The 22,093-nt window shown below is 57.9% G+C and carries 22 protein-coding genes and 1 tRNA gene; 8 read left to right on the top strand and 15 right to left on the bottom strand.

What is annotated here, in order from left to right:
• Positions 1–11: 11 nt before the first annotated feature.
• The 3 genes from nagZ (at position 12) to NSND_RS12910 (ending at position 2,293) form a co-directional block, all read left to right on the top strand.
• The gene (nagZ, locus tag NSND_RS12920; RefSeq protein WP_080879393.1) at positions 12–1,163 is read left to right on the top strand and encodes a beta-N-acetylhexosaminidase; all 1,152 of its coding nucleotides are present in this window, start codon (positions 12–14) and stop codon (positions 1,161–1,163) included.
• A 222-nt stretch (positions 1,164–1,385) separates the two neighbouring features.
• Positions 1,386–1,772 (top strand): hypothetical protein, encoded by a 387-nt coding sequence (locus tag NSND_RS12915; protein ID WP_080879392.1) that lies wholly within the window; start codon positions 1,386–1,388, stop codon positions 1,770–1,772.
• Entirely contained in the window at positions 1,769–2,293 is a 525-nt protein-coding gene (locus NSND_RS12910) for a phosphate-starvation-inducible PsiE family protein (protein WP_080879391.1), read from the top strand. Before NSND_RS12915 ends, NSND_RS12910 begins: the two co-directional genes overlap by 4 nt.
• Before the next feature lie 338 nt (positions 2,294–2,631).
• On the opposite strand, the gene NSND_RS21305 is transcribed toward NSND_RS12910, so the two are convergent.
• The 5 genes from NSND_RS21305 to NSND_RS12890 all read right to left on the bottom strand — a co-directional run bounded on the left by NSND_RS21305 (position 2,632) and on the right by NSND_RS12890 (position 6,202).
• The gene (locus NSND_RS21305; protein WP_159450774.1) at positions 2,632–2,805 is read right to left on the bottom strand and encodes a hypothetical protein; all 174 of its coding nucleotides are present in this window, start codon (positions 2,803–2,805) and stop codon (positions 2,632–2,634) included.
• Between the two features lie 44 nt (positions 2,806–2,849).
• Positions 2,850–4,328 (bottom strand): amino acid permease, encoded by a 1,479-nt coding sequence (locus NSND_RS12905; protein ID WP_080879390.1) that lies wholly within the window; start codon positions 4,326–4,328, stop codon positions 2,850–2,852.
• A 30-nt stretch (positions 4,329–4,358) separates the two neighbouring features.
• Positions 4,359–5,135: a gamma-glutamyl-gamma-aminobutyrate hydrolase family protein gene (locus NSND_RS12900; protein ID WP_080879389.1), complete on the bottom strand. Its 777-nt coding sequence runs from the start codon at positions 5,133–5,135 to the stop codon at positions 4,359–4,361.
• Position 5,136: 1 nt separating this feature from the next.
• Complete coding sequence (locus NSND_RS12895) at positions 5,137–5,610, bottom strand: hypothetical protein (protein ID WP_080879388.1); 474 nt, start codon at positions 5,608–5,610, stop codon at positions 5,137–5,139.
• A gap of 133 nt (positions 5,611–5,743) precedes the next feature.
• The gene (locus NSND_RS12890) at positions 5,744–6,202 is read right to left on the bottom strand and encodes a hypothetical protein (RefSeq protein ID WP_080879387.1); all 459 of its coding nucleotides are present in this window, start codon (positions 6,200–6,202) and stop codon (positions 5,744–5,746) included.
• Between the two features lie 82 nt (positions 6,203–6,284).
• Between NSND_RS12890 and NSND_RS12885 the strand changes: the two genes are divergently transcribed.
• The 3 genes from NSND_RS12885 to NSND_RS12875 all read left to right on the top strand — a co-directional run bounded on the left by NSND_RS12885 (position 6,285) and on the right by NSND_RS12875 (position 9,548).
• Positions 6,285–7,514: a M24 family metallopeptidase gene (locus NSND_RS12885; RefSeq protein WP_235000242.1), complete on the top strand. Its 1,230-nt coding sequence runs from the start codon at positions 6,285–6,287 to the stop codon at positions 7,512–7,514.
• A gap of 146 nt (positions 7,515–7,660) precedes the next feature.
• Positions 7,661–8,512 (top strand): twin-arginine translocase TatA/TatE family subunit, encoded by an 852-nt coding sequence (gene tatA, locus NSND_RS21910; protein WP_159450773.1) that lies wholly within the window; start codon positions 7,661–7,663, stop codon positions 8,510–8,512.
• 244 nt (positions 8,513–8,756) lie between these two features.
• The gene (locus tag NSND_RS12875) at positions 8,757–9,548 is read left to right on the top strand and encodes a HEAT repeat domain-containing protein (protein WP_080879385.1); all 792 of its coding nucleotides are present in this window, start codon (positions 8,757–8,759) and stop codon (positions 9,546–9,548) included.
• Here NSND_RS12875 and NSND_RS12870 read toward each other — a convergent pair.
• From NSND_RS12870 to NSND_RS12845, 6 genes are all read right to left on the bottom strand, one after another.
• On the bottom strand, positions 9,502–10,020 hold the full coding sequence (locus NSND_RS12870) for a PilZ domain-containing protein (RefSeq protein WP_080879384.1): 519 nt from the start codon (positions 10,018–10,020) through the stop codon (positions 9,502–9,504). The two genes, NSND_RS12875 and NSND_RS12870, sit on opposite strands and share 47 nt — an antisense overlap.
• A gap of 65 nt (positions 10,021–10,085) precedes the next feature.
• Positions 10,086–10,610 carry a PilZ domain-containing protein gene (locus NSND_RS12865; RefSeq protein ID WP_143833543.1) on the bottom strand — a complete coding sequence of 175 codons (525 nt, stop codon included), beginning with the start codon at positions 10,608–10,610 and terminating at the stop codon, positions 10,086–10,088.
• 218 nt (positions 10,611–10,828) lie between these two features.
• Entirely contained in the window at positions 10,829–12,085 is a 1,257-nt protein-coding gene (clpX, locus tag NSND_RS12860; protein WP_080879382.1) for an ATP-dependent Clp protease ATP-binding subunit ClpX, read from the bottom strand.
• A 26-nt stretch (positions 12,086–12,111) separates the two neighbouring features.
• A complete protein-coding gene (gene clpP, locus NSND_RS12855) occupies positions 12,112–12,747 on the bottom strand; it encodes an ATP-dependent Clp endopeptidase proteolytic subunit ClpP (protein WP_013246869.1) in 636 nt (211 codons plus the stop codon).
• Positions 12,748–12,874: 127 nt separating this feature from the next.
• Positions 12,875–14,212: a trigger factor gene (tig, locus tag NSND_RS12850; RefSeq protein WP_143833542.1), complete on the bottom strand. Its 1,338-nt coding sequence runs from the start codon at positions 14,210–14,212 to the stop codon at positions 12,875–12,877.
• Between the two features lie 48 nt (positions 14,213–14,260).
• Positions 14,261–14,343 (bottom strand) — tRNA-Leu (locus NSND_RS12845).
• Positions 14,344–14,670: 327 nt separating this feature from the next.
• Between NSND_RS12845 and NSND_RS12840 the strand changes: the two genes are divergently transcribed.
• Entirely contained in the window at positions 14,671–15,756 is a 1,086-nt protein-coding gene (locus NSND_RS12840; protein ID WP_080879380.1) for a HEAT repeat domain-containing protein, read from the top strand.
• Between the two features lie 354 nt (positions 15,757–16,110).
• A complete protein-coding gene (locus NSND_RS12835; protein WP_080879379.1) occupies positions 16,111–17,355 on the top strand; it encodes an ABC transporter substrate-binding protein in 1,245 nt (414 codons plus the stop codon).
• A 64-nt stretch (positions 17,356–17,419) separates the two neighbouring features.
• Here the strand turns inward: NSND_RS12835 and NSND_RS12830 are convergent, their stop codons facing one another.
• The 4 genes from NSND_RS12830 to NSND_RS12815 form a co-directional block, all read right to left on the bottom strand.
• Entirely contained in the window at positions 17,420–18,925 is a 1,506-nt protein-coding gene (locus tag NSND_RS12830; RefSeq protein WP_080879378.1) for an OmpA family protein, read from the bottom strand.
• A 245-nt stretch (positions 18,926–19,170) separates the two neighbouring features.
• On the bottom strand, positions 19,171–20,373 hold the full coding sequence (locus NSND_RS12825; protein ID WP_080879377.1) for an OmpA family protein: 1,203 nt from the start codon (positions 20,371–20,373) through the stop codon (positions 19,171–19,173).
• A gap of 75 nt (positions 20,374–20,448) precedes the next feature.
• Positions 20,449–20,874 carry a large conductance mechanosensitive channel protein MscL gene (gene mscL / locus NSND_RS12820; protein WP_080879376.1) on the bottom strand — a complete coding sequence of 142 codons (426 nt, stop codon included), beginning with the start codon at positions 20,872–20,874 and terminating at the stop codon, positions 20,449–20,451.
• A gap of 50 nt (positions 20,875–20,924) precedes the next feature.
• Positions 20,925–22,025 (bottom strand): DUF481 domain-containing protein, encoded by a 1,101-nt coding sequence (locus NSND_RS12815; RefSeq protein WP_080879375.1) that lies wholly within the window; start codon positions 22,023–22,025, stop codon positions 20,925–20,927.
• Between the last annotated feature and the right edge of the window lie 68 nt (positions 22,026–22,093).

Raw genomic sequence — 22,093 nt, 5'->3', positions numbered from 1 at the left:
AGTAGCGAGTGATGACATTACGCGAGCAGATCGGTCAGCTTTTTATGATAGGTTTCACCGGGACCACGGTCACCAAAGACCTGGCTTCGTTTCTGACAGCCTCCAAGCCGGGCGGCGTCATCTTTTTCCGCCGCAATCTCGAGTCGGTTCAGCAGATCGTCGATCTCACCAACGGGCTGCAGAAACTGTCGCCCGCTCAGCCGCTGCTGATCGCGATTGACCAGGAGGGCGGCCGGGTATCCCGGCTGCCCGCCGAATTTACGATTTTCCCTCCCTGCGGACAGCTGGGACAGTGCAACTCCAGTGAACTGGCCTACTCCGCTGCCGCGACCATTGCCAAAGAGTTGCGGGCGGTGGGGATCAATATGAACATGGCTCCGGTCCTAGATGTGAACAGCAATCCGGACAATCCCGTCATCGGCGATCGGGCGTTCGGCGCTGCTCCCGAGCTTGTCGGCGAGATGGGGTCGGCGACCATCGGAGGGCTGCAGGACAATATGGTGGTCGCATGCGGGAAGCACTTCCCCGGCCATGGAGACACGGCGACGGATTCGCACAAAGAGCTTCCCGTCGTGGATGCGGGGCTCCAGCGGTTGCGCGATACGGAGTTTCCTCCCTTTCAGCAGGCCATTCGTTATGGCGTAGCCAGTTTGATGACCGCCCATGTGCTGTATCGGGCCTTGGATCCGGAGGCACCGGCAACCCTGTCCTCGGCGGTGATCCAGCGCTTGTTGCGCGAAGAGTTTCGGTATGAGGGCGTGGTTTTTACCGACGATCTGGAGATGCATGCCATTATCGATCACGACGGGATCGGCGAAGCGGCAGTCCGGTCGTTTGTGGCCGGATGCGATGTCCTGTTGATCTGCAAGGACCAGGACCGTGTCATGACCGCCATGCAAGCGATGGAGCGTGCGGTGAAAGATGGCAGGATCACTCAGGAGAGGCTGGACCAGTCGCTGGCCCGTGTGGCGAAGCTCAAGGTGCGGTACCTCCATCCCTACAAGCCGGTCACGATTTCCGATGCGCGGTTGGTGGTTGGGTGCCGGTCGCACAAGGTGCTGCTCGACTCATGGCACAAGGCCTATGCGCGCATCCCCAAACCGACGTTAGTTGAGAGGGGTCAGGCGGCACCAGCCCATGATTCTCCAGTGACGCACGTCTGATCTGCGTGCGCCCTGTTCCGTTCGCCTCTCACTCCAGGCACGGGGGGAGTGGGTGTTCTTTTTCTGCTCAATTCATGGCGCCGGCCTGATTTCTACAGCGCGATCCAGGCTCTCCATATCCTGGGCTCGGCCGATAGAGTCTGCGCTGGCTTTTCCCCCGGCGATCTGATTGACTATCGAATCATGTGACGTTTCACGTCTTTCCTTTCATACCGAGGCGGCATGGCAATCAAAAAAGGTGACATTCTCGACGAGCGAAAGCGCTTTCCGGATTCGTGCGGGTTGGTGGTCAAGGTGGCTGGGGGCGGCGAGGGTTTCCAGAAGATCCTCTGTTGCGGGCATGAGCTGACTGAAGAAGATGTGGTCTCCGATATCATCTCGTCGAGAGGCCGGAAAAAAGGCGCATTGCTCCCCGGGGCTATGCTGGAGGAAAAGCGGCAGTTCCCCGACTCCTGCGGCCTGCGCCTGATGGTGATCGACGGCGGTGCCGGGTTTCAGGGGATTGATTGTTGTGGCCACACCATCACAGCCAAGGCGGTCAATGGTTTGAAATTCGGTCAACCACTGGAGGATTCCCCCATGCCTACCGGTCAGGCAGGAACAGCATGACGCCGCCGGTGACCCCTCCCGGGCCTTTGGAGAAGTCTCGCCGGGCAACCATGCAGTGGTTGCTGGGATTCATGGATCACTTAGACCGGTTGGGCTATGTCGCGGCGGGATTCAGCTTGCTGGCCTTAGGCATGCTGATTTTTGTTCATGCCTGGTACGCCTTTTTCTTGCGCTCCAACGATGTCCCGCTGCTGCCTGCCGGACTCAAGTTGTTGAACGATCTGCTGCTCGTCATCATCCTGCTGGAATTGTTCCGTACGGTGGTGCGGTTTCTTCAGACCGAGGTGTTGGAATTGGAGCCCTATCTGGCGGTCGGCATCATCGCCTGCACGCGACGGGTGTTGACGGCCAGCGCGGAATTATCCCATCAGCTTGAGGTGGTGACGCGAGAGGCGCGGCAGGAACTCTTCCAGCAGTATGTGATGGATGTCGGCCTCAACGTGACCGTTATCATCGTCCTCATCTTGGGGGTGTACCTGCTGCGCATGCGCCCTACGAGAGAGCGCCCCGTTACGACCTAATCGCTTCTGGACCAAATAGCAGGGGGGTGATAGGTCCATCTTGCCCTCTTCCCGCCTCTTATGGCATCATGCACCTCTTCTTGGAGGCGCGGTGGCCACATTGCTCGAATATGTGGGGTCAGTGCATATCTATCTCGGGCCGTACCGGGGGAACCCGATTGCCCTCTATTTGAGGCGTACGGAGACCGGGTGCCAGATTGGTCCCCGGGCCTATCCCTGGAATGACGTGGTGGGTGCGGGAGAAACCCCGAACAAAGCGGCTGCAGATTTCGAAGAAAAGTGGAAAGGCAAAGGGTTGGCCGCCGATATGTATTCAGGTCCTTCCTGGGAAGGCGGGATTAAACCGGAGCGGCCTGCTCCGCCGAAGCCCTCTGCTCCTCCCAAGCCTGCGGCTGCTCAGCCTGCTCCTGCGGCAGCAGGTACCTCGACTCCGGCGCCAGCATCTCCTCCACCTGCGGCCCCGGCTGCAGCAGCACCTCCGACAACCTCCCCGGTTGCTCCAACCGAAGCATCGTCCTAGTTTTTCCCGTCACCAGTTTTTTGGCTCGTAATTCGACTATGCCGGTCGAGGTGTCTCGGCCTGTTCTGTCGAGGGCCTTGTGGCGAGTTTGCTATGGCGCATCCCGTACATGGCGTAGACCAGGATGCCGATGATGGTCCACACGAAAAACCGGATCCAGGTCATCCAGGGCAGGAAATACATTAGGCCCAGGCAGGCCAGGACTCCCAAAATGGGGACGACCGGCATGAATGGCATACGGAAGGGGCGTGGATGGTTCGGCTTCGTGTAGCGCAAGACCATGATGCCGATACAGACGAGGACAAAGGCAAAGAGGGTCCCGATGTTCGTCATATCCGCTGCCTCACCGATCGGAATGAGTGCGGCCATGATGGCGACGGCCACGCCGGTCAAATAGGTGGCGTGGTGGGGCGTTCGAAACTTCGGATGGACGCCTGAAAGCCAGGGACCCAGGAGACCGTCCCGCGACATGGCGAAAAAGACCCGAATCTGGCCCAGCATCATCACCACCAGGACACTGGTAATGCCCGCTACCGCACCGGTTGCCACGATGGCGGCTCCCCACTTGAATCCGACCATGCGGAGCCCTTCCGCTACCGGGGCATGAACGTCGATTTGCGAATAAGGCACTAATCCGGTCAGGATCGCGGCCACAGAAATATAGAGCACGGTGCAGATGGCCAGCGAGGCGAAGATCCCGATGGGTAAATCCCGTTGGGGGTTCTTGGCCTCTTCAGCGGTGGTGGACACAGCGTCGAATCCGATATAGGCGAAGAACACGATGGCTGCGGCCGCGCCGACGCCGGCAAATCCGAACGGCATGAAGGGGGACCAATTGGCCGTGTCGACGGAGGATGTGCCGACCGCAATGAAGAAGGCGATCACGGCCAGCTTGATGAGCACAATGCCGCAGGTGGCGCGCGCGCTCTCTTTCACCCCGACAATCAAGATGCAGGTGACGAGCAACACGATGATCGCGGCCGGAATGTTCGCAATGCCGCCGTCCGCGCCGGGAGGATGAGTGGCCCAGTATGGGAGTTCAAGGCCGCAGAGTTTGAGGATGTTGTTAAAGTATCCGGACCACCCGATCGCGACGGCCACGCAGGCCACGCCATATTCCAGGATCAGATTCCAGCCAGTCAGCCAGGCCAGAAATTCTCCCAAGGTGGCATAAGAATAGGTATAGGCACTGCCGGCGACCGGGATCATGGCGGCAAATTCGGCATAGCAGAGGGCGGCGAGCGCGCAGGTGATGCCTGAAAGAATGAACGACAGCATGATGCCGGGCCCCGCGCCTGGCCGGTGCGCATCACCGACGATAGCGGTGCCGATCAGCACGAAGATGCCGGTGCCGATAATCGCGCCGATGCCGAGTCCGGTCAGGTCCCAGGCCGTCAGGGTCCGTTTCAGGCGATGTTCAGGGGCGTCGGAATCAGCGAGGATTCGTTCGATGGATTTGGTGCGAAACAGCGGATTGCCCACGCAGTGTCCTCTCTCCGGCGGCGCCACGTCCATGTCCGCTGTTATGGCGAAATGAACCCCGTGTCATGAGTTGTTCCTGCGTCTCGCAGGCGAAGGTTGGAGTGACGGGCGGCGCGAGGCGGCCCGCAAGAATGTCTGAAAGAGTCGTCGGTGCAAGAGGTGTCGTTCGAACAAAAATTCGGGGTGCCATTGCAGGCCGAGAAAGAAGGGGTGCGTCGGAAGTTCGATCGCTTCAACGATGCCATCCGGCGCGGTTGCGCTGGCAATAAGGGCGTGCCCGACTGCTTTCACCGATTGGTGATGCGAGCTGTTGACCTGCATGCGGGCGCGCTTGACGATTCGATTGAGCAGGCTGCCGGGTGTGATGGAGATGCTGTGAGAGAGTCGAACCGCCGGTGTCGTCTGTCGGTGCTGTAACACATGGTCGACCTGGGCCGGAATATCCTGATACAGGCTCCCTCCGCAGGCGACATTCATGCTTTGCATGCCTCCGCAAATAGCCAGCGTGGGGATGTGGTTCCGGATGGCTAACCGAACCAAGTCCAATTCAAAGCTGGAGCGTCGTTTAGCGACGACCGGAAAGGCATATCGCTTTTTTTCTCCGTACAGGGTTGGATCCAAGTCCGGCCCGCTTCCTGTCAGGAGGAGTCCGTCGACCCCTTCCAGCAGGCGCCGGCGTGCGGATCGGTTCGCCACAAGTGGCAGAATTACCGGCACGCCGCCGAGTTCCTCAATGGCGCGGACATACCGGGCCCGCAAAAAATATGTGGGCTCCTTGCCGCCCCATTCTTGACGATCACCGGCATTGAAGTCGGGGGTGACTCCGATGACGGGTTTCATGCTAGCGGATCGGTTCCAAAGGCAGCGGCGCTGGTTCTTGCGGGGTGTAATCGCCGGCCTCTCGCGCAGGCTCCCCTGAGACGCCGAGGAAGCGGATGGGTTTATCGCCCTTGAGATGATCCGGCGTGATGATGTAGGTGCCGTACATGCTGGGGATCCAGATATTCTTGGCCGTCTGTTCACTGCCTCCGGAGAAGCCATAGGCCAATCCGCCGACGACCCCGCCGCCGATCGCGAAGGCCAGTTTGAGCGGGAAATAGACGATGGTGGCCAGTGCGGAGCCCGCTTGAATGCCGACACCCGACGGACTGGCATCGTTCGACGAGACCGGCACATTAGACGCACCTCCCGATTCCTGCGCGGAGACGGGGGCGATGAGTAAGGCCAGAGAGCAGACTGTGACCAGACTGAAGACGAGGACTTGGGCCCAGAGGCTGCGTCGTCTTTTAAGGGGCGAATAGACAGAGACGTTCACGTTGGGTGCCTCCTTCGTGCTGAAGTTCTGATGCCGTGGAAAGAAAAATAAATGCCGATGAGTCCGTTGTCGTTATAACAAATTCCCCCCCGTTTTCAAACCCCTTCCGGCTTTGCTGCCACACCGTTGCGCATCAGATTTCGGAAGTCTCACCCAGGTCCAGTTCGAGGCGAATTCGATCGGTCACCTGTTCCGGTTGTTCGTCGAGGAGTTGATGCAGTTCGTCGGCGAACGTGGCGGCGTCGATCTGTTGATTCACCTGTTCAATTCCCGCCTGGAGGGCCAAGTTGAGCGCACTGGTACAGAGCGACTGGACGAAGAGATCATCGGCGCGGCTGGTCAGCTCCTCCCGCTCCTCTTGGTGGCCGCTGTGTATGAGTTCAGCCAGCCAGGAGGCATACCCAATTCGCTCGCGGGCCCGGTCGAGGTGACGCCGGGCCACATCCACAGCCACTTGCACGCCGCCTTTCCAGCTCCGCTTCTTCACGTTGAAGACGCATCGCAGATGATCCGGTCGCTCTTCGACGGCTTCCGGCCCGAAGAAGAAGGTGACGCGGTACTGCGCGGGATCGGATGAGGGAACGATAGCCATAGCGGGTTCGGTTCATTCTAACATTGCGTGGAGGGCAGAGAACAGCGTGATTGCCCAGTGGTATCGCTGGCGGAATGACGCTATGATGGCAAGCATGAACGTGGCCGATCGTTCTCACGCACGGGTGATTCGTATTCAGCAGGCCATCCGGGAGCAGCCGGGACTTGATGGGTGGCTCTTTTACGACTTTCGCCACCTCGACCCCATCGCGTATCGCGTCTTGTTGTTAGACCCCTCGCTCCATGTCACGCGGCGTTGGTACTATTGGGTTCCCGCGCAGGGTACGCCGGTGAAGCTCCAGCATCGCATTGAGCCTCATGTCCTGGATGGGTTGCCCGGAGACGCGCGTGCGTACGTCTCTTGGCGCGATCAGCAGGCGGCTCTCGGTTCCCTGCTGCACTCTGCCAAGCGGATCGCGATGCAATATTCGCCGATGAATGCCATTCCCTATCTGTCACGCGTGGATGCCGGCACGATTGATCTGGTGCGCAGTCTCGGCGCGGAGGTGGTGACCTCTGCCGATCTGGTTCAGCAATTTGAGGCGGTGTGGGATGATGCACAATTGGCGTCGCATCAGGTGGCAGCCGAAGGGCTACGCGCAATTGTCGACGAGGCGTTTGGATTTGTCGGAACTTCGCTGGCTGCTCGGTCCAGCCTGACTGAATATGGATTACAGCAATACATTCTTTCCCGCATGCAGGCCCGTGGCTTGGTAACCTCGAGTCCGCCGATTGCTGCGGTGAATGCGCATAGCGCCGATCCTCATTACGCGCCGGCTTCCGAAGGATCAGCTCCGATTCGGCAGGGTGACCTTGTACTGATCGACCTGTGGGCTAAACAGCCTGGACCAGGGGCGGTCTATGCGGATATCACCTGGACGGGGTTCGTCGGGGCGACTGTGCCTGCCCGGCACCAGGACATTTTTCAGATTGTTCGACGGGCTCGGGATGCGGCCGTCACCTTTGTGCAAGGTCGTGTACGAGCCGGTGAATGCCCCTATGGGTGGGAAGTGGATGATGTCTGCCGCCGGGTGATTCAGGACGCAGGGTACGGGCAATATTTCGTGCACCGAACCGGCCATTCCATCGGTGAGGAAGTGCATGGTAACGGCGCGAATATCGACAATCTGGAGACGCAGGATGCGCGCCGGTTGTTGCCGGGCACCTGCTTTTCGATTGAGCCTGGCATCTACCTGCCGGATGAGTTCGGTATTCGGAGTGAACTGGATGTGTATCTCTCCGCCCGCGACGCGGTGGTGTACGGCCAGCCGGTTCAGGCCGATCTTCTCCCGATTCCCATCCCTGCGAGCTAGGTTCTTCGGTGCTATTCCTGGGCCGGCTGTGGCCGCCCACCTTTCTTGACACCCTTTGCATCGGGCAGCTATCGTGGGAGTTCAGAGGGCCGAAGAGGCCCTCTGACGCTGTATTGACTCCTATCTGCCGAGGAAGGATATCGAACATGTTTGGCACTATGGGATTTTCCGAGTTGATTATCATCCTGGTCATTGTGTTGATCATTTTTGGGGCCGGGAAACTTCCGCAAATCGGCGAGGGGGTCGGCAAGGCGCTCAAAGGGTTTAAGAAGGAGGTGAATGATATTCCACCTCCCGAGAACGCTCCCGACCAAAACGAAACCGCTGCCATGCCTGCTCAGATCCAGGCTCAGCCGGCGGCAGATATTCCACAGGTTGCGCAGCCCGCCACCGTAGCGCCGGCGGCGGCTCCTAAAGCCACCTCTCCATACACGCCGGGACCTGAGCTGACTCCAGGTACGACAGCGGCTCTGATGGCTGCGGCTGGGCCACAAGGTCCGCAAGCGACTCAACCAACGAAACCGCGTGTGGCGACGGTCACGCCGGGGCAAGCGGCAGCGGGGTCGGCGGTTGCACAAAGTCACCAGCCTCCGACGATGGAAGAGCGTATGGCGGCTCCTGCCCCAGTGATGCGCGCGCAGTATCCGCCCCTTCCGCCAGGCGCCCAGAGCAAGCCGGTGGCTAAGCGTCCGTCGGCGATTGTGAACAAGGATGCCGTGGCGCGGGTGCAGGCGGCTCAGGCAGCCATGCGAACAAAGGCAGCTCAGGCTCAACCGTCGGGCCTGTCAGCCCAGGACATGCAGGGTTTGGGGGAGGGATTGGGGGATGCCGTGCGCACCTTCCGTCAGGCGGTTGCGGATGTGCGAAGTTCGGTCGATCCCGAAATGCGAACAATCCGGGCTGAAATGGATTCGGCGCAGAAGGAACTAGAACAGTCCATCGAGGCAGCCAAGCAGGCACCTGTGTTGGATGACGATGCCTCCGCAAAGTCGGTGTAGGAGAGGCTAATAATTCTTTTCCCCTGCGCGGGTGATTCCGGGGCCTCGTCGAATTAGGAAGTCGACCGGTTCTTTTTTGCTTGCGTCTTGCTGGTTGGTATCCTGGGCGATCCACCCAAGTGTCTCATCTCGAACCTGCATTCCAATTTCGTAGTTACGTGCGGGCTTAGGTTCTTTTCTGCCCGCGAGGATAGACGTTTCAATTCCGTTGAATTCTCTCACTCATATACGTTCGGCTTCCCCGATGCGTTCTTATTTTCGACTCCAATTCTTCTTCTGGCTGCTGCTGTGCTCCGTGGTGTACGGGTGTTACGTCGATACTCCATCGGAGGCTCCGGAGACGGTATCGGGACGCCTCGTTGAGTTGCTTGCCGACCCAGACTCGGACGTCCGGCGCACTGCCGCAGAGGCTTTGGGGAAGGTCGGCCATAAGTCTTCCAATGCCAGTCTGATCGTGGCGCTCAATGATCCGGACGCTCGTGTCCGCGAAGCTGCGGCTCTCGCACTCGGTCGGCTGGGTGACGGGAAGAGTGGGATAGCGCTCGCAGGGCATTTGGCCGATTCTGCTGAGCCGGTTCGAATGGCATCGGCGCGGGCTCTCGGTGAAATTGAGTTTTCTGCGGATCGTGAGGCTCAGACTCTTGCGGTTCTTCGGCATCCGCAGGGTTCTGCTCGTATTGCTGCAACTCGTGCGTTGCTCAGCCTGGATACCGTGTCGCTCTCCGCTGATCTGATCAAAGCGCTTCGAGATCCGGATGCGCGTGTGCGTCAGGGAGTCGCGGCCGCGCTAGGGGAGAGCGGGGATCCTGGTGCCGTTTCCCACCTTCGCTCACTTCTCAGGACAGATGGGGCGGCAAGCGTTCGCGCAGAGGCCGCGTTTCGGTTAGGCAAAATCGGTGATAACGGGGTCTTGGTGGAGCTGTCGAGGGCGGCCGAGGCGGATCCAGATATGATGGTTCGTGGATGGGCTCGATGGGCTGTGCAACAGATTACGCTGTCGCACGAGTTCGGTTCAGAGAGGCAACCAAGTCAATGAGCCGTGCTTGTGCTTCCGGGTCGATATCGGTGAACTGAATGCCCATTCCGGGGAATAACAAGTATCGTTCGGGTTTTGAACGTGCCCATGCCACCTTCGCGCGCGTTTCAAATTTCTGACTTGGCCGGTCGGGCAAGGCAAATTCAACCTTCAATTCAGTGCCGGGTGCTAACGGTGCACTACTTTCAATAAATAGTCCGCCTCCGCTGATCCCGCCCGTCAGACTGTCGAAGTGTTTTCCATCGCCAGTGGTGCAGTGTACCTTGATTGCGAGGGGCGCTCGGGGATGCGCACGGCTATGGGCGAAGCGTGCGTCTTCGTCGACCGAGAGCATGTGTTCGATCAACGTGCCCCAGGTAAGTATGCTGAGGCGTTGGCCGGTGTCATCGAATAGAGACAGGGTTTCTTGGTCACAGTCAATGCTGAGCGTCTTCCCTTGGTGTTCGCGAGTGGCGGTAACGGGAAACTTCATCCTTGGCTCAGATCTCTTGTGTGTGTATTGGGGAGTTTCGAATTGCGGTGTTGTATAGGAGTTGTTTACTTTGGTTCGTCCTGGGTGATGCTCTTGACGGAATGAACCAGGCTGAGTACTCGATTTCGTGTTTCCGCCGCGATGTCGCTGAAGCGGACGCCCATTCCCGGGCTAAATGTATATTGGTCGGCTTTCGGACAAACCCACGCGATCACGCCTTTGGCCGACAACCACTCGCCCGGACTTTCCGGCAGAGTAAACTCCATGGCGAGCTTCGTTCCCACGGCTAAGGGCGTAAAGCTCTCGATAAATAAGCCTCCTCCGCCGATCCCGCCCGCTCGACTTTCGAATTGAGTGCCCTCGGGGGTGTGGTATTTGACCCGTATTGAGAGTGAGATGCGAGGCTCAGATCGCGCCTCACGGGACTGCTGAGGTTTCCGGTAGGTCAGAATTTGATCGACGAGAAAGTCCCAGGCCAGGCTTCCCATTGGCTCGCCGTTGATGCCCACCAAGGTGATCACTTCTTTGGAGGAATCAATCTCAAGTGTTTTGCCCTTGTGTCTATTGCTGGATACGACTGGGAATTTCACATGCGCCGCCCTTCGGAAAAGGCACCAGTGGGAGGATATCCATCTTTCCGCAAGTATACCGCACGAAATGATCTTGTCGACAAAAACCTAAGATTTGGGGAAGTGGGTTGGTGAAGGCACGCCTGAAGTGCTGCCCCGGGGGAGCATAAACAGAGGGGGCGCGAGGCCCCCTCTGGAAGGAGTAAAGCTAGTGGTGAGAATAAACTGCCACGGGAAAGCTATGCGCTCTTCACGTCCTTATCCTGCTCAAAGATCCGGATCGGAGCGTGTTTTCCGCTGATAGCGTCTTCGGTTATGACGACTTCCTTAATTTGTTTCTGCGAAGGCGCATCGTACATCACGTCGAGCATGGCCTCTTCTAGGATTGAGCGTAACCCGCGTGCACCGGTCTTTTGTGTGAAGGCTTTCCGTGCAACGGCGCTCAGGGCTCCCTCCGTAAAACGGAGCTTGACTTTCTCGAAGGAAAGCAACTTTTCATATTGCTTGGTGAGCGCATTTCGGGGCTCGGTAAGGATGCGAATCAACGCCTGCTCGTCGAGTTCATCCAGGGTGGCGACGACCGGCAAGCGGCCGATGAACTCCGGGATCAATCCATACTTCAGGAGATCCTCCGGTTGGACATGTGGCAGCAATTCACCCAATCGGATGTCGTTGCGGCCTCGGACTTCCGCTCCGAACCCCATCGATTTTCTGTTCATGCGTTGTTCGATGATATGCTCAAGCCCGACAAATGCCCCGCCGCAGACGAACAAGATGTTTGAGGTGTTCACCTGAATGAACTCTTGATGTGGGTGCTTGCGCCCACCTTGCGGCGGCACGTTCGCGACGGTTCCTTCAATAAGTTTCAGGAGCGCCTGCTGAACGCCTTCACCGGAGACATCCCTCGTGATGGAAGGGCTATCGCTTTTTCTACTAATCTTGTCGATTTCGTCGATATATACAATCCCGCGCTCAGCGCGTTCGACATCGTAGTCGGCGGCCTGAAGCAGTTTTAGGATAATGTTCTCAACGTCTTCACCGACATAGCCTGCTTCTGTGAGCGTGGTGGCATCCGCAAGGGTGAACGGCACGTCAAGGAACTTGGCCAGGGTTTGAGCCAGGAGTGTTTTTCCGGTGCCGGTTGGGCCGATGACCAGAATATTGCCTTTTTGGAGTTCGACATCGTCGACGTCTTTCTCCTTGGCGGAGATGCGCTTGTAGTGGTTGTGTACGGCAACGGAGAGGATTCGCTTGGCACGATCCTGCCCCACCACGTATTGATCAAGGTGGTGTTTGATTTCGGCAGGTTTCTTCAGCTTCGAAGATATTTCTTCCTTAGCCTCTTCCCAATCCTCCGCAATGATGTCGTTGCAGAGGTTGACACATTCATCGCAAATGTAGACGGTGGGACCGGCGATGAGCTTACGCACTTCGTCACGGCTTTTCCCGCAAAACGAGCATCGCAGGTGCCGATCAATCTTTTCTTGCTTAGCCATGCTGCCTCCTGTACACCAAAGGTCAACTAGCTCTTGCCGCCGTCCTTCCCTGAGTCCGTGGACCCTACGGGCTTGAGGCTCTTCAGGGGGCGTGTGATAACTTCATCGATCAATCCATACCGCTTTGCTTCTTCGCTCGACATGAAATAATCTCGCTCGGTGTCCTGCGAAATTTTGTCGAGTGGCTGCCCGGTGTGTTTAGCCATGATTTCGTTCAGGCGTTCGCGAATCTTCAGGATCTCGCGCGCGTGAATATCAATCTCCGTGGCCTGGCCCTGAAATCCTCCCATCGGCTGATGGATCATGACTCGGGCATTCGGCAAAGCGTAGCGCTTGCCCTTTGTGCCGGCTGTCAGGAGGAAGGCGCCCATGCTGGCAGCTTGGCCTAAGCAGATCGTATTGATGGCAGGTTTGACGTATTGCATCGTATCGTAGATGCCAAGTCCAGCCGTGACACTTCCCCCGGGAGAATTGATGTACAGATTGATATCCTTCTCAGGGTCTTCGGCTTCCAGGAACAGCAGTTGAGCGATAATCAGGTTTGCAAAGACGTCATCGATCGGTGCGCCGAGAAAGATGATGCGGTCTTTAAGCAGGCGTGAGTAAATGTCATAGGCACGTTCACCGCGGTTCGTCTGTTCGATGACAATCGGAACTAGCATTCAGCTGAATCCTTTCCGCTAGAGGCCTGACAGGTGGAAACTCTTCAGTTTACCATACTCAATTAACCTGGATTTTGGTGATCACCGCCTGGTTATCCAGTTCTGCAACTCATGGCAGCCGACTATGCTACCCCTGGATCATTGCGTGCTTGTAGACAAAATCCAAAGCTTTATCGGCCAAAATACGAGATCGAAGGTCGTCTAGGGTGTCTTGCCCACCGGCTTGAATCATGCGGGTGACTTCTTCGACCGAGAGTTTGACCTCCGCAGCGAGCCTCGTGATTTCGTTGCCAAGATCCTCATTCGTGACGGTGATGCTTTCCTTCGCCGCCAGTGCCTCAAGGATAAGTCCAACCTTGACGCGCCGTTCGGCCTCTGGGCGCAGTTCATCCTGGAGTTTCTTGGCGTCCTCTGTTTGAGGCGCGGTAGGTGAAGTGTCGGGATTGTCGCCGGATTTCCGCTGGCGGGATTGCAATTGTTGCCGGACCATGGCCGACAGCTCTCGCTCAACCAGTGTTCCGGGAAGTTCAAAATGATGGGTTTCAGCCAGTCGCTTTAAGATGGTGTCCTTGTAGCTATCCTCGATATCTTTCTTCAGGGCCCGTTCCATTTCGGTGCGAAGCTTCTCTCGGATTTCCTGCAATGATTGGTAGGGACCGCAATCCTTTGCGAACTCGTCGTCTAGCGCGGGGAGCTGTTTCTGCTTTACGGACTTGATGGTACAGCGAAAGCTCACGGTCTTGCCGGCGACGCGAGTATCAGGGTGTGTCGCGGGATAGGCTTGTGGAATAGTTATCGCCTCACCTTCCTTTTTACCTGGGAGATGAGATTCAATGTCGATGCCAAGGACGGAGGCATGTGAGCCCATTTTGTGAAGGTACCCTTCTTTGGTCGTTCCTTCGAGTGGCTTGCCATCCAAGGTTCCTTCAATATCTAAGACCGCATAGTCGCCATCGGCCAATGTTGTTCCGGCGGGAGCAGGATGTAATTGGGCCATTTGCTCGCGGAGAACGTCGAGGGCTTTGTGGACCTGTTCATCCGAGACCGTTCTCTGATCCTGTTTGAGGGAGATAGGATTCGGAGCTTTGTAATCTCGAAGCTCGATGGTCGGCTTGATTTCAACGGTTGCGGTAAAGCTAAAAGGCGTGTCTTTTTTGACTTTGACCCGTTCCAGTGGCGGAATTTCTACGAGAACCGGAACGATGCCCGCTTGGCGGATGGCTCGATCATAATAATCCGGGACCAGGCTGCGAATCACGTCCTCTTCGATCGTCTTTGCATATCGCTTCTCAAGTAACTGGAGCGGAGCCTTGCCGGGTCTGAATCCGGGAATGCGAACCTGCCGGTTCAATTCAGAGTAGGCCTGAACAAAGCGCAGGTTCACTTCATCTGCCGGGACTTCAATTTTGAGGGCCCGCTTCATGGGGCCGAGTTCGGTCATTTCCATTTTCATAAAGCTGTTCACGTCCTCCGGGTCCGAAAAGTTATTTGCGCCATACGGATCTGTGAGAGGTGGTGCGAGAGGGGGGACTTGAACCCCCACGGTTACCCACGAGATCCTAAGTCTCGCGCGTCTGCCAGTTCCGCCACTCTCGCGCGACGCTGAGTACTAGGTTGCTCACCGATGCTACATAAGGAATGTGCCTGCGCGTGGAAAGGCACGATGAATAATGACATTTTGTACCGTCGAACGAGTCTGCCTGTCAACCCATACGCAGGTGGGGCCTGCGTGTTGGCCTGTCGGTCGGAGTGGAAAAAGGATGCTGAGGATAACGTGGCTGGGCGGGGGACTGTGGGCTGTCGGTTCAGGTCGATGCTTGGCGTTCCTTCGTAGAGTCGGGAGGCCTTGGAGCGTATAATGAAGTGTCGATTCTTTGTTGCATGGACCTTCATCAAGACCCTATTGGAAAGGAGGAAGTCCATATGACGCGGAGCGCTTCCTTTGCCGCAGCTATCTTCCTTCTGCTTCTCCTTGGCATCGGCTCTACAGCATGGGCCTATCGGGACTACTTTAGTGAAACGCAAAAGGCGCAACTGACAAATATCCAGACGGTCCTCGTTGAGGTGATCGCGCTTACTGATACGGGCGCTGGTAACCCCGAGGGAATCAGAGAAGTTGTCACGCGACGTATGAAGGAAATGGGCTATGCAGCCATTGCGGATCCCGCCCTTCCGCACGATGTCGTCGTCCGGGTAAAGTGCGAGCAACGTAAGACGTGGGAAGGTACCGCGGCGGCCGGTGGAGACAATGATTTACTGGATGCCCCTTCTCGCCTGTGGAAGGGACCGGCGTGTCAGGTGACATATGCTTTGGGAGGGATGAAGATCAAATGGCAGAAGGAGGTTCGGACGGAATTTGAAGATGCCAATCAGGCCGCTCAATCGGCTCAGGGTGGCGCGCCCGGTCCCTATGCCCTGACCGCGCTCCAGGTCGAGTTAGAGAAGTATGAATTTCCGCTCTTCTTGACGGCCGAATGGGGGCAGCCGGATCGACTGCTGAAGTTGATGGATTCTCCGGACACCAGCCAGCTCCGGAAATTGAAGATTATTTCCCTCCTGGGAGAGATGGTGGCCGATGAAGCATTGCCTCATCTGACAGAGGCGCTGAAGGATAAGGACTTGGCGAAGCAAGCAGCGGTGGCGTTGGGCAATATGGGGAAGGAGGGAATCCCAGTGCTCATCGAGATCCTGAAGCACTCCAAACAGCCTGACTTGCAGGCAGCGGCGGCTAAGGGGTTGGGCGATCTTGGGAACACCCATAGTGACCCGAGAGTGGTGCCGCCGCTGCTTGAGATGTTGGACGCGCCTGGCATTGACATCGCTGTTCAGACGGAGATTGCCTGGGCATTGGGGCGGGTTCCCGACCGGCGATCGGTTGAGCCACTGTTTGCACTCGATAGGAAACTGCAGAAGATCCGCAACGATCCCCCAGACCCTCAGATCAAGAAGCTAAAAGAGGCAGTATTCTGGTCGATTAAGCAGGTCTACACCGAAGACCAGTACAGCTAACCCGTCATTCACACTCTCCCGGTACATTCCAGCCGCGGTTACCGGGATGGAGGCTGAGATGCGTGTTCTCAGTCCCGCTTCGTCCTCGTGCCGCAACTAGCGAAGGATATGTGAATCCCCCGCACTCCAGGAAGATTCCTGCCCGGCTCCCCCAGTTGTTCTGACGACCATCACTCGCGAGGGCTATATCTTGCCCATTGTGAGAGGAGCTCGTCGTCCCCGAGGTCTAACTTCGTGCTGTGAAAACATAGATGACTCTGTTAAGAGAGACAATCCCTCTCGGTGTGATCATGGCCTTACCATCGGGGTCGTGGCGCCTGGGAGGGCGAATGAAAACCAGGGGGGATCAAGTGTATGAATAGGATCTCACGCAGACGTTTCTTGCAACTATCAGCCATGACCGGCGGCGCGCTGCTTTTTAGCGATTTGGCCGACCGTGTGCTCGGTGCGTCGTCCGATCACGCAGTGGCGTTTTCCGCAGAGCCGATCAAGATCGGAATTCTCGATCCGCTCTCGAGCCCGTACAAGACCTCCTCCATTCATGATGTTCATGGTGCCAATGTGGCCGTCGATCTCTTCAATAAACGTGGTGGTGTGTTGGGGCGGCCGGTAGTGATTCTCGAGGCCGATGATGCCTCCAATCCTGAGACGGCGATCAAAGCTGCCACAAAGTTTGTGCAGGACGATCAGGTTGATGTCCTGATGGGCACGTTTAATGCGGATTGTGCGCTTGTGGTTTCGGAGTTGGCGAAGAAGGAGAACAAGCTGTTCATGGTCACGGGCTCCCTTCTCCCCGAACTGACCGGAGCCGCGTGCAGCTCGCATACCTTCGTGTTTATGCCGAATGCCTCGATGATGGCGCAGGCTGTCGTGCCCCACTTGGTCAAGGCCTACGGTACCCGCTGGTATATGCTGACGACCAGCTCATTGGACGGCAAAGCCATGGCGCAGGCCATGGTGACGGCCGGCCAGGCTCATGGCGTTGAGTTTGTGGGGGAGACACTAGTGCCTTTCGGGGCGACGGACTTCACTGCGGCGTTCACGGCCGCCAAGGACAAACATCCGACGCTGGTGGTGCTCAATCTCTATGGATGGGATTTAGTCCACGCACTGAAGGCATACACTAAACTTGATTTTGCGAAGGAGAAGATCGGCGTGGGTGGGATGATTGCGGGTGAACAAATTGGACGGCCCCTCGGTTATGCCAACAACGCCGGCATTTGGGGGCTCATCTGGGATCCAAAGGTCAACACGGAAGGATCCAGGCAGTTTATTCGAGCAGTCGTCGACAAATACAATCACACGCCAACTTCGCGCTGCTATCTTGGGTATGCCGCCATGACGCAGATCCTTGAGGCGATTCAACGAGCAGGAACGACGAACGCTGCCGCACTCATTAAGGCGTTGGAGGGGCGCGAGTTTGACGGGCTGAAAGAGGGACGGTCCTACTTCCAGGCCTCAAACCATCAGCATATGCAGGATGTGCTGGTCGGGGAAGCCTACGGAAAGGAGCTGGGGCTTGGGCATTACAAGATTCTGGCGACGGTTCCAGGCGACCGCCTTGCGGCGCCTGTTCACGCTGGTGTCTGTCAGTTGTAGCGAACAGGCCGTGATGTGACGGTGGCGAGTCGTCAGTACGCGGCGATTCCGTTTGTGTGACAGGCTAAGGTGTTGCGCTGAGGGTCGCGAGTCGAACCTGCCCGGGCCTCGACTCCTCGACCGTCGCGGCAACAGTCGGCCCCTGGACGATGATCAATTCGAGGCGGCGATTTTTCTGCCTGCCCTGCTCGGTGGCATTGGATGTGAGCGGGCGTGTATCGGCCAGCCCGACGGCCTTCGTCCTGTCAGCGGGTATCCCTCCATTGACCAGTGCCCTGCGGGCATTTTCAGCGCGAGCCCATGAGAGCGCCTTATTGTCGGGGAAGGTTTTTTGAAGCGTTTTGCTGAGTGCTTGATTGTCGGTGTGTCCTGCGACCTGCACGAACTTGTCTGAAAGCTGTCCCAGGACCGCACCGATGCGTTTGAGGATAGTTGCGCCTTCCGGGCTCAGCGCAGCGTCACCCGATGTGAACAGCAAGTTGCTGTCCAGCGCGACCGTTAATCGATTTCCATCCTGCCTCATGCTGATCGTTTTCTGTCTATTGTCGCCCGGCAGGACTTTGAGAAGTTCTTCTTTCACCGCCGCAAAGCTTCCGCTCCGAGCCTCAGCCTGAGCGGGGTTTCCTGGAAATGCAACACCGCTGCGTGTGGAGTCCTTTCCCTGGGGGGCTGATTTCCCATCGGGTATCGATTTGGCCGTGTCGCCAAGAGATTGGTTGGCAGCGCCGGAGCGCTGGTTCAGCGGTCCTCCGTCGCGCTGACTGGTGGTGAGTTGAGTCCCCTTCTGCCGCGGCGACAGATCTCGCCCCTTCTCGTTCAGGCGCTGTTCGAGCGCTGCGATGCGGTGTCTGGCCTGGTAAATTTCTGCAATCATCGCATTGTATTGGGGCACTAGCTTGTCGCGTTCCATGAGGCGCGATCGAACCGTTTCATAGGCCTGCTCGCGGTCTTTGAGTTGCTGATCGAGTGCGCTGATACGGGCTTTTAAGGATTCGATGGTGGCGGTGGCGGTTTGTAGTTGAGCCGCCAGGCTGTCCCGTTCTGCGGACCCCGTACGAACTGTGTGGAGATCGCGGTCTTGACGGGCGATGTGCGCTTCCAGCTCCGAGATCCTGCGTCGGGCGACTTCCAGGTCGGCGACGGCCGTTGCCCGGGTCTGGAGGGCAGCCAGATCTTTGTCGCGCGTGGCCAGCTGTTGTTCAAGCGTCCCGATTCGTTGGCGAGCCTGGATGAGCTCGTTGGCGGCGGTCGTCAATTGGCCGGTGAGTCGATCGCGTTCCGGTGCTAACCGCCTCAGTTCGACAAGTTCCGCTTCCTTCGCGCTGAGCAATTGGTCGTACGATGCCGCGGCGGGTTGACTCTGGCGGTCTCCCAGTTTGCTTTCGAGGTCGCGAATGCGATCGTGGAATTCACCCAGCGTGGTCAACAGCTGTTCTCGCTCCTGTTGAAGGGCCAGCAGCTTCGATTCTACGGTCGCTGGGCTCGATGCGATGGGCTGGACGTGCGGAGCGGTTTCACAGCCTGCGGCGAGGGAACTGAGAACCATGAGCGCCCATACTGCTCGTCTCATACGATCTCTCCCCGGTCATTGATAGGAAGACGGCGCCGGTTGCATGGGGGCGACAGTCGCCCGAGAGAAGCCACCGCAGTCAAGAAAAGAAGGCGACTGTGACCGAGCTGACGGATGATGATCAGTTGGTGTGAGCCATGCGTCCCGACAGAATCTGTTGAGTGACATGCCGGCCCCAAGAACACGACAGCAATCTATCGCGTTCCTGGGGCTGATGCAAGGCTGGTGGAGCTGCGGGTAGCCGGTTAGTGTCCGACGACGATTTCGACGCGTCGATTCTTCTGCCGTCCTTCGGCGGTCGTATTGCTCGCAATCGGCCGGCTGTCGGCACGCCCTTTGGCTTCGATCTTGTCCGGGGCCATGCCCCCCTCGGTCAGCGCCTGACGCGCACTTTCGGCGCGCGCTTGAGACAGTTCGACATTGGTTGGATACGTCTTGGCCAGTCTGCCCTTGATGGGCACGTTATCGGTGTGGCCGGCCACATGAATTGAACGATCGGGGTATTGTTTGAGCACGCCACCGATACGGTGCAAGACATCGGCTCCCCCCGGCTTAAGTGTCGCTTCGCCGGAGTCGAACAGCAACGTGGTGGCAAGCCCCAAGGTGAGCTGATCTCCCAACTGCTTCATGGTCACGTTGCCTTTGGCCACTTCCGCCTGCAGCAGTTTCGATAAATCGTCCTTTGCTTCCGCCAGACTGGTTTTTTGTTGATCCAACGCGCCTTTGAGGGAAGCCATTTCCTGGTCTCTGCGCGCGAGCTCACTCTCGAGGTCCGAGGCCCGCTGTTTGGCCGCTGCGAGGTCTGCAACGATTTTTTCCCGGTCGCCTGCGGCATTTTTCGACGCTGCCAGTTCGTGATGCTTGGCCTCCAGTTGTCGCTCCAGTTCAGTGATCCGTTGTTTGGCTTGCGCGAGCTCGGACGACAAGCGGTCCCGATCTCCCGCGTTCCCTTTCAGTCCGGCAAGCTCCTGATCCTTGGTGGATAGTTGCCCCTGGAGTGCCGCCAGTTGTGCGGCAAGGCGGTCCTTGTCTCCGGCGCTGCCCCTGAGGGCCGCGAGCTCCTGGTCTTTCGCTGACAGCTGACGTTCGACATCCGACAACTGGCCGGCGAGTCGCTCCTTGTCGCCTGAGGCGTTCCGAAGTGAGGCTAATTCCTGGTCGCGCTGGCTGAGTTGTGATTCGAGCGCACTGGTTCGGGCTTTTGCCTGGTCCAGATCGCCGGTGAGGGAAGAACGAACCTGTGCCAGTTCCGCTTCGAGAGCTGCTTTCTGCCGCTCGAGTTCGGCAATTCGTGCATCTTTCGGGTCTGGTTTGGGCGGGAGCGGTTTGGCGACGGCTTTCATTTCATTCAAGGCTCGGCTGGCCGAGTCGTTAGGGGACGGGGCCGTTGCGCACGAGGCGAGCAGCAGGGTGCTCAACAGTACAGGAATGGTACGGAGTGTGGTCATGCAATCCTCCTTCAAAAATATCGGAGCTGCCGGGTTTATCCCAGGCAGCGGGGATGAGTCCTGCGCGAGCGCGAATTAGTGGCGTTGATTCTTCAAGAGATCCCGAATCTCCGTCAGTAACGCTTCTTCCTTGGGCGGCGCAGGGGGCGGGCCTGGAGGGGCCGTTTTCTTGAAGCGGTTCATTTGTTTGATCACCATGAAAATGACGAAGGCCAGAATCGTAAAATCGAGCAGGGTTTGCAAGAAGACGCCGTAGTTGATGGTGGCAGCACCGGCGGCTTTGGCTGCGGCCAGCGATTTCCCTTTGGCATCCTCGGTCAAGGGGATAAAGAGGCTGGAGAAATCCACTTTCCCCATCAGGAGACCGATGGGCGGCATCAGGATGTCGCTGACGACGGACGATACGATTTTTCCGAACGCGCCTCCGATGATGACTCCCACAGCCATATCGAGCACATTGCCCTTTACGGCGAACTCTTTAAATTCACTCATCATGCTCATCCTGCCACCTCCTTGTGTGAACCGACTCTGTGCCGAGCCCGTTTCGGCCCTTACTGTTTCCGGCTGGTGTCGAAGCTGTATCCCAGCGTGATCAGGTAGAGGTTGTCCGTATCCGAAACGCCCGGCGGCGGGTTTTTGTTGTACCGCATGGTCCACTGAAAGCCGCTCACGAGCCCGCCCCACACTTTAAATCGCAGGCCGGTGTCGGCCGTCAGGTACAGATCTTTTGCGTTGGCGAGCGATTGGAATCCTTCCTGGAAGTGGTACAGGCTGACCTGGTCGCCGCCCCAGAGCGGCCAATTCCATTTCACGGCCCATCGACCTCGAGTGCTGGATTTATCGTCGGCGAGCTTAAAATCTTCGTTGAAGTAGGCGGCGCCCGCTTCCGCCCAGAGGGTCATATCCTTGAAGAAGCCTGTCAGGTCGCCGCGGTCGAGGAGTTGATAGCCCGGACCGGTAGCGAGGGCGGTGCGCAACTTCAAGTCTTGGAAGGTATCTTGTTCGAAATACGCCGACGCGAACCAATACAAACGTTTCGAGAGGAAGAAGTCAAGCTTGATGGTGCCGCGGCTGTTCCGTACGATCAGGTTCTGGGCGTTATCGCCGTAGATGTACCGTCCGAGGATCGTCAGGCGCAGTGATTCACTGCGAGCCGACAGTTCCCCGAGCAAGCTGCCATTTCGTAGGTGGCTGTTGCCGGTCGTTTGTGAAAATCCGGCCTGGAGTGCGCCGGTATAGATCACGGCAGGCTGGTTCATGCCGATGACCGCATCGAGTGGAATGGCCATCGGTGTCCCTGTGGGGGCGGCTTTCAGGATCATGGTGCCGGGCTCGCCTGGTTGTGCCGTACCCACTACCGTCGTGCCTTCTTTGAGGCTGAAGGGGACGGGACGATTGACCACGAGCTTGGCGACGTTCGGCCACATGATCTTGATGATATCGTCACCGGCGGTCGGCCCGAAACTGGTTTTGATGTGCAGTTCGTCCGCGATCATGCCAAGGACCTGCCCATAGATCACCGTGCCGTCCTTGAGCGTGACGGCATCGAGCGCGGGCGTCGCATCGGCCGGTGCCGGGGCTTCTGCTCGCGCGATTGAGGCGGCGAGCGCCATGACAAGTAGCGCAAAACAGAGGGTTCCAAGTCGTCGCATCGTTTAGGTCCTCCTCCTGGGGCTTGCGAACGGCAACAGTGTGTCGGTTGCCTGATCGGTGAGAAATG

Origin of the sequence: Nitrospira sp. ND1, from assembly GCF_900170025.1 — a bacterium.
In the GTDB taxonomy this organism is placed as follows: domain Bacteria; phylum Nitrospirota; class Nitrospiria; order Nitrospirales; family Nitrospiraceae; genus Nitrospira_A.
The sequence above is the reverse complement of the archived record's forward strand: the minus strand, read 5'-3'. Positions and strand labels throughout refer to the sequence as shown.